Annotated in this window: 11 protein-coding genes; 5 read left to right on the top strand and 6 right to left on the bottom strand. The window is 62.3% G+C overall.

Features of this window, described 5'->3' with window-relative positions; translation table 11 throughout:
- Positions 1 to 118: 118 nt before the first annotated feature.
- From dnaK to ACP7B7_RS19580, 5 genes are all read right to left on the bottom strand, one after another.
- Positions 119 to 2,065, bottom strand: a complete 1,947-nt coding sequence (gene dnaK, locus ACP7B7_RS19600; RefSeq protein WP_308924167.1) for a molecular chaperone DnaK — start codon at positions 2,063 to 2,065, stop codon at positions 119 to 121.
- Between the two features lie 91 nt (positions 2,066 to 2,156).
- Positions 2,157 to 2,693, bottom strand: a complete 537-nt coding sequence (gene grpE / locus ACP7B7_RS19595) for a nucleotide exchange factor GrpE (RefSeq protein WP_308924166.1) — start codon at positions 2,691 to 2,693, stop codon at positions 2,157 to 2,159.
- A 320-nt stretch (positions 2,694 to 3,013) separates the two neighbouring features.
- Complete coding sequence (gene hemH, locus ACP7B7_RS19590; protein ID WP_308924165.1) at positions 3,014 to 4,123, bottom strand: ferrochelatase; 1,110 nt, start codon at positions 4,121 to 4,123, stop codon at positions 3,014 to 3,016.
- A gap of 240 nt (positions 4,124 to 4,363) precedes the next feature.
- Positions 4,364 to 6,031, bottom strand: coding sequence for a DNA repair protein RecN (gene recN, locus ACP7B7_RS19585; RefSeq protein ID WP_426077783.1), 1,668 nt, complete (start codon positions 6,029 to 6,031; stop codon positions 4,364 to 4,366).
- Positions 6,032 to 6,092: 61 nt separating this feature from the next.
- A complete protein-coding gene (locus tag ACP7B7_RS19580; protein ID WP_308925674.1) occupies positions 6,093 to 6,980 on the bottom strand; it encodes an NAD kinase in 888 nt (295 codons plus the stop codon).
- A gap of 353 nt (positions 6,981 to 7,333) precedes the next feature.
- Here ACP7B7_RS19580 and ACP7B7_RS19575 point away from each other — a divergent pair, with 353 nt between their 5' ends.
- The 4 genes from ACP7B7_RS19575 (at position 7,334) to gloA (ending at position 10,008) form a co-directional block, all read left to right on the top strand.
- Positions 7,334 to 7,606 (top strand): hypothetical protein, encoded by a 273-nt coding sequence (locus ACP7B7_RS19575; protein ID WP_426077782.1) that lies wholly within the window; start codon positions 7,334 to 7,336, stop codon positions 7,604 to 7,606.
- 14 nt (positions 7,607 to 7,620) lie between these two features.
- Positions 7,621 to 8,949 carry a PQQ-dependent sugar dehydrogenase gene (locus ACP7B7_RS19570; protein ID WP_426077781.1) on the top strand — a complete coding sequence of 443 codons (1,329 nt, stop codon included), beginning with the start codon at positions 7,621 to 7,623 and terminating at the stop codon, positions 8,947 to 8,949.
- A 103-nt stretch (positions 8,950 to 9,052) separates the two neighbouring features.
- On the top strand, positions 9,053 to 9,475 hold the full coding sequence (locus ACP7B7_RS19565) for an OsmC family protein (protein WP_426077780.1): 423 nt from the start codon (positions 9,053 to 9,055) through the stop codon (positions 9,473 to 9,475).
- A 125-nt stretch (positions 9,476 to 9,600) separates the two neighbouring features.
- Positions 9,601 to 10,008, top strand: coding sequence for a lactoylglutathione lyase (gloA, locus tag ACP7B7_RS19560; RefSeq protein ID WP_308924160.1), 408 nt, complete (start codon positions 9,601 to 9,603; stop codon positions 10,006 to 10,008).
- A gap of 14 nt (positions 10,009 to 10,022) precedes the next feature.
- Here gloA and ACP7B7_RS19555 read toward each other — a convergent pair whose 3' ends face one another.
- Positions 10,023 to 10,937, bottom strand: a complete 915-nt coding sequence (locus tag ACP7B7_RS19555) for a LysR substrate-binding domain-containing protein (protein WP_426077779.1) — start codon at positions 10,935 to 10,937, stop codon at positions 10,023 to 10,025.
- Positions 10,938 to 11,020: 83 nt separating this feature from the next.
- On the opposite strand from ACP7B7_RS19555, the gene ACP7B7_RS19550 reads away from it, so the two are divergent.
- Complete coding sequence (locus ACP7B7_RS19550; RefSeq protein WP_308924158.1) at positions 11,021 to 11,488, top strand: DMT family transporter; 468 nt, start codon at positions 11,021 to 11,023, stop codon at positions 11,486 to 11,488.
- The last annotated feature ends 87 nt before the right edge of the window (positions 11,489 to 11,575 follow it).

Raw genomic sequence — 11,575 nt, 5'->3', positions numbered from 1 at the left:
CGAAAAAGCCGAGTCGAGTGCCGCACTGGGGCGGCGACTCGGCTCGGCCGGTCTTCGTGGCTAATGCCGCGATGTAGCGTTCAACCCGGCTGCCCCCAAGCGACGGGAGCGCAAGAGATTACTTGCTGTCCTTGACTTCCTTGAAGTCAGCGTCAACCACGTCATCTTGCTTGGCGCCGGCATCGGACGCGCCGCCAGGAGCTTGCTGTGCACCTTCCGCACCGCCGGCTGCTTGCTGCGCTTGCATGTCGGCGTACATTTTTTCGCCCAGTTTCTGCGATGCGGTCGACAGTGCTTCCACCTTGGCGTCGATCTCGGCCTTGTCGCCAGCCTTGATGCTCGCTTCCAGGTCGGTGATGGCCGCTTCGATCTTTTCTTTCTCGCCGGCGTCGAGCTTGTCGCCGTATTCCGTCAGCGATTTGCGGGTCGAGTGTACCAGAGCATCGGCCTGGTTGCGCGACTCGGCCAACTCTTTCACCTTCTTGTCTTCTTCTGCGTTCAACTCGGCGTCTTTGACCATCTTCTGGATTTCAGCCTCGGTCAAACCGGAGTTCGCCTTGATGGTGATCTTGTTTTCCTTGCCGGTGGCCTTGTCTTTCGCGCCGACATGCAAAATGCCGTTGGCGTCGATGTCGAAGGTCACTTCGATCTGTGGCGTGCCGCGCGATGCTGGCGGGATGCCTTCCAGATTGAATTCGCCCAGGCCCTTGTTGCCGGCCGCGATTTCGCGCTCACCCTGGTAGACCTTGATGGTCACGGCAGGCTGGTTGTCGTCGGCGGTCGAGAACACTTGCGAGAACTTGGTCGGAATCGTGGTGTTTTTGTGGATCATCTTGGTCATCACGCCGCCCAGGGTTTCAATACCCAGAGACAATGGCGTCACGTCCAGCAGCAGCAAGTCCTTGCGTTCGCCCGACAGGACCGAACCTTGAATCGCTGCGCCAACGGCCACGGCTTCGTCCGGGTTCACGTCCTTGCGTGGATCCTTGCCGAAGAATTCCTTCACTTTTTCCTGCACCTTCGGCATACGGGTCATGCCGCCGACCAGGATGATGTCGTCGATGTCCGAAACCTTGACGCCGGCATCCTTGATGGCCATGCGGCAAGGCTCGATGGTGGCGGCGATCAGCTCTTCAACCAGCGACTCCAGCTTGGCGCGGGTCATCTTCAGGTTCAGGTGGACCGGTGCGCCATTGGCCATGGCGATGTAGGGCTCGTTGATTTCGGTCTGTTGCGACGACGACAGCTCGATCTTCGCGCGCTCGGCCGAAGCCTTGATGCGCTGCAGGGCGATCGGATCTTTTTTCAGGTCGATGCCGTTGATCTTCTTGAACTCGTCAATGATGTAATCGATGACGCGCTGGTCGAAGTCTTCGCCGCCCAGGAAGGTGTCGCCGTTGGTGGCCAGTACTTCAAATTGTTTTTCGCCATCGACATCGGCGATTTCGATGATCGAGACGTCGAACGTGCCGCCGCCCAGGTCATACACGGCGATCTTGCGGTCGCCCTTTTCGTTCTTGTCCAGGCCGAAGGCCAGCGCGGCCGCGGTCGGCTCGTTGATGATGCGCTTGACGTCCAGGCCAGCGATACGGCCGGCATCCTTGGTTGCCTGGCGCTGCGAGTCGTTGAAGTAGGCCGGTACCGTGATGACGGCTTCGGTCACTTCTTCGCCGAGGTAGTCTTCGGCGGTTTTCTTCATCTTGCGCAGCACTTCAGCCGAAATTTGCTGTGGCGCCAGTTTTTTGTCGCGCACGCCGATCCACGCATCGCCGTTGTCGGCTTTGGTGATCTGGTAAGGCATCAGCGCGATGTCTTTCTGTACTTCTTTCTCGTCGAACTTGCGACCGATCAGACGCTTGACTGCGTACAGCGTGTTTTTCGGATTGGTCACGGCCTGGCGTTTTGCCGGCGCGCCGACGAGAATCTCGCCATCTTCCTGGTAAGCGATAATCGACGGCGTCGTGCGTGCGCCTTCAGCGTTTTCGATTACCTTTGGTTGACCATTTTCCATGATGGAAACGCAGGAATTTGTGGTTCCCAGATCGATACCGATAATTCTACCCATGATTTATTTCCTTTTATTCGCTAGATTTCAGATGGTTCTTATATGTGGCAAAGCGGCATGGTTTCAAGGCTTGCTTGATGCCGCACTCTGATTATTTTGCTTGCGCGGTGGTCACGATGGCCGGACGCAACAGACGGTCCGCAATCATATAGCCCTTTTGCAATACCGACACGACCGTATTGGCTTCCTGCTCGGCCGGCACCACGGCCACGGCCTGATGCTTCATCGGGTCCAGCTTCTCGCCTTGCACCGGCAGGATCTCGACCAGGCGGTTGCGCTCAAAAGCCGAGCTCAACTGCTTCAAGGTCATTTCCACGCCTTCCTTCAGCGATTCGATGGTCGGTGCTTCCACCGTCAATGCCATTTCCAGGCTGTCTTTCACGGGCACCAGGGCTTCGGCAAAGCTTTCAACTGCAAATTTATGTGCTTTAGCAACATCTTCCTGGGCGCGGCGACGGATGTTTTCACCGTCGGCCTTGGCGCGCATGAAGGCATCGTGCATCTCTGCAAGACGCGCTTCGGTACTGGCCAGCTGCTCTTCCAAAGTAGGCTCTGCGGGAGTCGATGGTGCAGCCGCCGCAGCGTCCGCTGGCTGATTAGGTACAGCTTGGTTTTCCTGATCTTGCATCTGAAAAGCTCCTACAATCAATGACTTAATATTAGTTAGGCTACATCGCTCTACAACACTGAGCGGCAGATGGGGCTATATCCCTCTCTTTCAAGGGGTATTAACAACATCACCAGAAAACCCCGTTCAATGTTACAGCGAATCGCATATCGCTTCCTGTTTCCTGCAAGCGATGCGCGCGCCATCGGTGAAGCCCGGCATTCTACCAGTCCGGCGCGATGGCCCGCCATTTCGATGTTGTCATTTAGCAAATCCGCTCATGCCACACAAGACAAAGCCGCGCAAGCGCGGCCCTCGTCTGCTGGAAGCATCAGCTATCGCTAGTTGGCCGCGCCCAGCGCCAGCGCCGCCGCACGCGCCTGTTCGCCGTCCTGCCGCTCGGCCGTGCGTTCCAGCGCCGTGCGCATGGTGGGCCAGCCGATCATATGCTGCTCGGCGATTTCCGCCATGCCCGTGATCCAGGCCGGTGTTTCGTTCAGGCAAGGAATATAATGAAACTGCTGGCCGCCCGCCGTTTCGAAATCATGCTTCGCTTCCATGGCGATCTCTTCCAGGGTTTCCAGGCAATCGCTGGTAAAGCCCGGGCACAGCAGATCCACCCGCTTGACGCCCTGCTGCGCCAGCGCAATCAGGGTCGGCGCCGTGTAGGGCTGCAGCCACTCGGCCTTGCCGAAGCGCGACTGGAAGGTGACGATATACTGATCTTTACTCAGTTTTAACTGTTCCGCCAGCAAGCGCGCCGTTTTCAGGCACTGGCAGTGGTACGGGTCGCCCAGCAGCAGGGTGCGCTTGGGCACGCCGTGAAAACTCATCACCAGTTTTTCCGGACGGCCATTGGTTTCCCAGTGCGCCAGTACCGAGTCGCGCAAGGCGGCGATATAGGTGTCGTGCTCGTGGTATTGCTTGATGAAACGCAGTTCCGGCACATTGCGCACCGTGGCGTAATGGCTGAACACGGCGTCATAGATGGAACCGGTGGTGGTGCCCGAATACTGCGGATAGGCGGGCAGGATCGCGATGCGCTCGCAGCCTTCGCTTTTCAGCCGCGCCAGTACTTCGGGCAAGGACGGCGAACCATAGCGCATGGCCATGGCCACCGTCAGGCCACCGTGGCCTCGCCCGGCCAGCGCGCCGGCCAGCAGGGTGGCCTGCCGCTGCGTATGGATTTTCAAAGGCGAACCCTCTTTGGTCCAGATCGACGCGTATTTCTTGGCCGACTGGCCGGAGCGGAACGGCAGGATGATCAGGTTCAGGATGAACCACCACACCAGGCGCGGGATTTCCACCACGCGCGGGTCGGACAGGAACTGTTTCAGGTAGCGCCGCACGGCCGAGGCGGTCGGTGCATCGGGCGTGCCCAGGTTGACCAGCACCACGGCGCTGCGCGCGACGGTGCCATGGGTGTACGGCGGTTCGGGTTGGAAGGGCATGGGCTCTTTGATAACGTTGGACGGGTAGCCAGTTATTATAGTGGCATTGGACGGGGTCAGCCCCCCGTCACTGTTGGCAATGAACTTTGTGTTAGTGGTATTGAGGGTCGGACCCCAGCTTTTACCGTTGGGGGTACGCATGCAAAACCCGCAAACCCTGAAAATGCTGGGGTCAGACCCTCAAGGCCGCCAACTGAGAGGCTTGCGCTAGCGGGCGCGGGGGTCTGACCCCGGCTTCGATTACGTTGCGAGTAATTCCCGCGCATGCTTGCGCGTGGTGGCCGTGATTTCCAGGCCGCCCAGCATGCGCGCCACTTCCTCCACGCGCCCTTTGGCGTCGAGCATGTCGATGCGCGAGGCGGTCTTGCCGTTGTCCAAGGTGCCTTTTGCTACTTGGAAATGCTGATTGGCCTGGCTCGCCACCTGCGGCAAGTGGGTCACGCACAGCACTTGCCGGCCCTGTCCCAGGCGTTTCAACAGCCGGCCCACCACTTCGGCCACGGCGCCGCCGATGCCGCTGTCGACTTCGTCGAAGATCAAGGTTGGCGTGGTGGTGGCGTGCGAGGTGATGACGGAAATGGCCAGCGCGATCCGCGCCAGCTCGCCACCGGAGGCCACCTTCGCCAGCGACTTGGGCGCCGTACCCGCATGGCCGGCCACCAGGAATTCCACTTGTTCCAGGCCATGCGCGGCCGGTTCGCAGGGGTTCAGGGCGATTTCAAAGCTGCCGCCCGTCATGCTCAGTTCCTGCATCGCGCGCGTCACGGCCTGGCCCAGTTCCAGTGCGGCCGCCTTGCGGGTGCCGGACAAACGCCCGGCGACCTCGCGGTATTCGGTTTCGATCTTTTCTTCCTGGCGGCGCAGCCCCTCGATATCGCTGGCGTCGGCCAGGTGCTGCAGTTTTTCGGACAGCTTCGCGTGTTCTTCCGGCAGTTCTTCGGGCGTGACGCGGAACTTGCGCGCCGTGCTGTGCATCGCCTCCATGCGCGCGTCGAGCTGGTGCAGGCGTTCCGGGTCCAGTTCCACGCGGTCCAGGTAATTGTTCAGCGCATACACGGATTCCTGCAGCTGGATGCGCGACGATTCGATCAGGTCGACGATGGGCTGCAGTTCGGCATCGACCGAGACCAGCTTGCCCAGCTTCTGGTTCAAGGTGGCCAACTGGGAAATCACCGGGTGTTCTTCCGCTTCGGAAATGATGGACAGCGCTTCCTGCGCCCCTTCGAGCAGGCTGGCCGCGTGCGACAGTCGGCTGTGCTCGTTGGTGATCTCGGTCCATTCGCCGGGCTTGGCGGCCAGCTTTTCCAGTTCACCCACCTGCCATTCCAGGCGTTCGCGCTCGTACAGCACGTTGGCGGCATTGGTTTCGAATTCTTCGCGCTGGCGCACCAGGGCGCGCCAGCGCTTGTGGAGAAGCCCCACCTGGCGCGCGTCCTGTTCCGCGCCCGCCTCGCGCGCCGTCGCCTGGCCGTCGAGCAGGGCGCGCTGGGCTTCGCTTTTCAGCAGGGACTGGTGCGCGTGCTGGCCGTGGATGTCGACCAGCAGGTCGCCCAGCTCGCGCAGCTGCGCGGCGGTGGCGGCGATGCCGTTGATATAGGCTTTCGAGCGGCCCGCATTGTCGATCACGCGGCGCATCAGGGCGCCGCCGTCTTCGTTGGCAAATTCATTGGCCACCAACCAGGCCTGCGCCACCTCGCTGACGGAAAAATCGGCCGTGATGTCGGCCTTGGCCGCGCCTTCGCGCACCACGCTGGCGTCGCCGCGCCCGCCCAGCGCCAGGGTCAGCGCATCGATCAGGATGGACTTTCCGGCGCCCGTTTCGCCCGTGAGCACGCTGAAGCCGGCGGAAAATTCCAGCTCAATGGTATCGACAATGACAAAATCGCGGATGGACAGTGTATGGAGCATGGCTTCAATGGTTGGGCGGCAATCAGGCTGGGCGCCGCGGGGTTGGCGTAAAAAACCGCGCTTAAACGAGCTTGCCCTCGCCGGACGGATACTCGTTCCAGTGCAGCTTCTCGCGCAGGGTGTTGTAATAGCTCCAGCCTTCCGGATGGAGGAAAGTGATCGTGTGCGGCGAACGGCGAATCAAAATGCGGTCTTGCTGCAGCAGGCTGGCGAAGGTCTGCATGTCGAAGTTCACGCTGATATCGCGTCCGCGCACGATTTCCACCACGATCTGGCTCGAATCGGGCAACACGATGGGACGGTTCGACAGCGCGTGCGGCGCGATCGGCACCAGCACGATGCCGCCCAGGGTGGGGTGCAGCAGCGGGCCGCCGGCCGACAGCGCATAGGCGGTCGATCCCGTCGGGGTGGAAATGATCAGTCCGTCCGAACGCTGGTTGTACATGAAATGGCCGTCGACTTCGACCCGTAATTCAGCCATGCCGGCGCCGGCGCCGCGCGAGACCACCACGTCGTTGACGGCCATGCCGACATGAATCGCCTTGCCGTCGCGCAGCACGCTGCCTTCGAGCAAGGTGCGGCGCTCGGCTTCGAAATTGCCGCCCAGAATGTCCGCCAGCACCGGCAACATGCGCTCCAACGGAATATCGGTCATGAAACCCAGCCGGCCCTGATTGATGCCGATCAAGGGCACGTCATACGGCGCCAGCTGGCGCGCAATGCCCAGCATGGTGCCGTCGCCGCCCATGACGATGGCGCAGTCGGCGCAGGCGCCGATGTCGGCGGCCGACAGGGCGGGCACGCCGGCCACGTCCAGGTGGGCGGCGGTTTCCGCCTCGAACACCACCGTGTGGCCCAGGCCGCGCAGGAAGTCGATGATGCTGTTGACGGGCTCGGCGATGCCATCGGTATTCTGGCGAACGACCAGCGCGATGGTCTTGGGCCCCATGTTGAAGCTGGAACCCGGGGCTGGCGGCGGTGCTGGCGGAAGATCGGCGTGGTTATCGACGGGCATAAAAATCTCGGCAAATGAATTCGGTGGCAAGTCGCCCCAAGGCTGTCGCGATCAGCACGCCACTACCGCGAAATACTGTATATATGCACAGTATAGTGCGGTAGCGGGCCGGCTGCAAGGGGCGTTCGGTAAGTCGTGCATGCAGTGTAATCGGGATGGACGGTACGGGGGCGAAGAAAAGATGCGCCCCTGCGTGCGCCAGCGCGCCCTCGGCCGGGAAATCCGCTTGCGCGGCGCGGCCCGCGCGGGGACACTGGTCCATATCATTCTTACACTCAGGAGGTCATATGGCTACCGAACACAGCGAGCGCAAGATCAATACCGATGAGAAAGTACAAAACGATGGCGTGGACCGCCTGCCGCACGAGCGCGACGAGTCGCCCGACGCGCAGAACGTCCAGCCGCGCGACATCATGAAGCAGGCCGCCAGCGACCTTGAACAAGGCCTGGTCGATACCGACCTGCGCGCCCAGCCGGGCGTGGAAAAGGTCAAGCCGGCCCCCCCTGGCCAGGCCAAGCCCGATCCGGACCTGACGTCCAAAAAACCCCATCAAACCTGATCCCGGAGCCTGCCATGCCCTTCCTCGCCCCGCGCTTGCGCGTTTCCCTGCTTGCCCTGGCTGCCGTGACGGCCCTCGCCGGTGCCGGTAGTGCCCTGGCGCAAGCCATGCCGCCCGGCTTCGGCCCGAATCCGGACCTGCCCAAGCCATCGAAGCAATTGATCCCGACGGTGCAGGTGGCGCCGGTGGAACGCTGGGCCGGCGATGCCAAGCCGACGGTACCGGCCGGTTTTGCCATCCACGCGCTGGCGCGCGACCTCGACCATCCGCGCTGGATTCATGTCCTGCCGAATGGCGACGTGCTGGTGGCCGAAACCAATGCCCCGCCAAAACCGGAAGACGGCAAGGGCATCAAGGGCAAGATCATGAAGATGACCATGAAAAAAGCCGGCGCGGGCACGCCGACCGCCAACCGCATCACGCTGCTGCGCGGCGTCGATGCGGACGGCGTGGCGCAGACGCGCACGGTGTTTATGCAAGGCCTCAATTCGCCGTTCGGCATGGCGCTGGTCGGCAAGGACCTGTATATCGCCAATGCCGACGCGCTGGTGCGCGTGCCCTATGAAGAGGGCCAGACCGAGATCACGGCCAAGCCCGTCAAGGTAATGGATTTGCCGGGCGGCCCGATCAATCATCACTGGACCAAGAACGTGGTGGCCAGCCCGGATGGCAAGTTTTTATATGTATCGGTCGGATCGAACAGCAATGTGGCCGAGAACGGCATGGGCGCCGAGGAAGGCCGTGCGGCCATCTGGCAATACGAAATTGCGACCGGCAAGCCGCGCATCTTTGCCAGCGGCCTGCGCAACCCGAACGGCATGGCCTGGCAGCCCACCAGCAAGGCGCTGTGGACAGCCGTCAACGAGCGCGACGAGATCGGTGACGAGCTGGTGCCCGATTACATGACCTCGGTCAAGGATGGCGGATTCTACGGCTGGCCCTACAGTTATTACGGCCAACATGTGGACCAGCGCGTGAAGCCGCCGCGCCCGGAACTGGTGGCCAAGGCCATCTCGCCCGACTATGCGCTGGGCGCCCATACGGCTTCGCTGGGCCTGGCGTTCTATGACGGCAAGCAGTTTCCGGAAAGCTACCAAGGCGGCGCCTTTATCGGCCAGCACGGTTCATGGAACCGCAAGCCCTTCAGCGGCTACAAGGTGATCTTCGTGCCGTTTGCCGATGGCAAGCCTTCCGGTCCGCCGCAGGATTTTGTCAGCGGCTTTCTCGACCGCAAGGGCAATGCCCAGGGCCGTCCGGTCGGCGTGGTGCTCGACAAGGAAGGCGCGCTGCTGGTGGCCGACGATGTGGGCAATGTGATCTGGCGCGTGACGACGGCGCCTTGAGGCTGGACACAGGGGGCGATCATCCCCCTGTGTGACGCACCGAACAGTGGCAGGCTGATCCGGCGCGCATGATGGTTGTTCGAACCACGCAAAGGAGCACATCATGAAGAAATCAGGATCAGCCGTCTGGAGTGGCGGCCTCAAGGATGGCAAGGGTTTTATTTCCACCGAAAGCGGTGCGCTCGACAATATTGCCTATGGCTTTAACACCCGCTTTGAAGATGGTCCGGGCAGCAATCCGGAAGAATTGATCGGCGCCGCCCACGCGGCCTGCTTTACCATGGCGCTGTCGGGCAAGCTGGGCGAAGCGAGCCTGAAAGCGACGGCCCTGAAAACCACGGCGCAAGTCAGTCTGGACAAGGTCGATGGCGAATACGCGATCACCGCCATCCACCTGACCCTGGTGGCCACGATTCCCGGCGCCACCGATGAGGTATTCCAGGATGTGGCGCTGCGCGCCAAGCTGGGCTGCCCTGTGTCGAAATTGCTGGTCGCCAACATCACGCTGGACGCCACGCTGGAATAAGCCGGCTTGACCAAGCCGCTCGCCGTTCCATGCCGCCTGGCAACGGGTGGCGGGAGCGGTTTCTGCAGGAACCCCATAAAACGCCTAGAATCCTGCTATTCCCATATGATTAGCAAGGATTCAGCATGCGTATTTTGCACACCATGTTGCGGGTCGGCGACCTGCAGCGCTCCATCGATTTCTACACCAAGGTGCTGGGCATGAAGCTGCTGCGCACCAGCGACAACCCGGAATACCAGTACACGCTGGCCTTTGTCGGCTACGGCTCGAACCCCGACCACGCGGAACTGGAACTGACCTACAACTACGGCAGCACCAGCTATGACCTGGGCACGGCGTATGGCCATATCGCCATCTCGGCCGACGATATCGTCGCCGCCTGCGATGCGGCGCGCAGCAATGGCGGCAACGTCACGCGCGAGCCGGGCCCCGTCAAGGGCGGCACCACCGTGATCGCCTTTATTACCGATCCGGACGGCTACAAGATCGAACTGATCGAACGCAAGTTCGACGGCCAGGGTGGCGGCTTGTAATCAGCGCACTGTCATCAAGCGGGCTGCACTGCGGCGGCAATCGCCGCGCGCAGCCAGGCAATGCCGGCATCGCCATCGGTACGGTGATGCCGCACCAGCTCGAATCCAAACGCCGCAATCGCAAACGGCGGCGCCTGCAGCATCAAAGCCTGCCCTTCATGTCCCGGCACGGCGCGGCGCGCCACCGTCAGGATCAAATCTGTTCCCTTCAGTAACTCCGGCGCCACCGTCCAGTGTGGCAAGCGCACGGCGACGCGGCGCGTCTTGCCCAGCTTGGCCAGCGCCGCATCGACTTCCCCCGCCATGCCGCCATCGGTGGACGCCACCAGCACATGGGGCCGCGCCAGATAGGCTTCCAGCGTCAACACCTGGCCCGGTGCAAGGCTGGCCGGGTCCATCGCGCAAATAAACGTTTCCTCGAACAAGATATCGCTGTGCAACTGCTGCGGCAGTTGCGCGAACACGCCCAGCGCCAGGTCGATCTCGCCATCCTGCAAGGCAGCCAGCATGGCCGGCCGGCTGGCGTAGCTGATGGAAAGATCAATGCCGGGCGCGTCCGTGCGCAAGCGGCGCAGCAGGGCCGGCAAGACCTGCGCCGCGCCGTAGTCGGACATGGCCAGGCGAAACACGCGCTGCGTGCTGGCGGCGTTGAACACCGCGCCGCCCAGTACCGAGCGCACGTTTTGCAAGGCCTCGGCCAGCGGCCGCGCCAGCGCCAGCGCGCGCGCCGTCGGCTGGAAGCCACCCTTGCCACGCAGCAGCAGCGGGTCGCCGAGCAGATGGCGCAGCCGTGCCAGCGCATGGCTGACCGCCGGCTGGCTCATGTGCAAGCGCTGGGCCGCGCGCGACAGATGGCGCTCGCTCAGCAAGGCTTCCAGGATCACCAGCAGGTTCAGGTCGATCGCGCGCAGACTATTCGTTTGATGCATGTTTTGATGACAAATTGTGAATTGGATTTTATCCCAGCATAATAATACGATGCCATCCATCAACTCAACAGATGGAGTCTCACATGCAAGGATGGATTACCTTGTTTGCCCCGCTGGCCATGCTGGCCGGCGCCGTCGTGCCGTTCCAGGCCGGCGCCAATGCGGCGCTGGGCCGCAACCTGGGCCACCCGCTGTGGGCCACCGTGGCCTCGCTGGGCGTCAGCGCCGTGCTCGCATCACTCGTCATGCTGGCGATGCGCGTGCCGGCGCCCGAGGTGGCGCTGTCGCTGCGCGCGCCGGGTTGGACCTGGCTCGGCGGCGCGGCCGGCGTGTTTTACATCACGGCCGCGCTGATGCTGGCACCGCGCATGGGCTCCGGCCCCTTCATGGCGGCCGTGATCGGCGGCCAGGTGCTGGCCGCGCTGGCCATCGACCGCTACGGCTTGCTGGGCTTTGCCGTAAAACACATTACGCCGCTGCACTGGCTGGGGGCGGCGCTGGTGGTGGCCGGCGTGATCGTCACGCAATTGGCCAACGGACGCGCCGGCTGACGAAAAAAAACTAGGGCGGCACATTCTGCTTACCTCTCCCGCGGGCACTATTGAAGCGCGTTGCTGTCCAAGGTCGCATGGGAATCT

This window comes from Janthinobacterium sp. PSPC3-1 (assembly GCF_049896105.1).
GTDB lineage: Bacteria > Pseudomonadota > Gammaproteobacteria > Burkholderiales > Burkholderiaceae_D > Janthinobacterium.
This window is presented reverse-complemented; position numbering and strand designations above follow the sequence as displayed.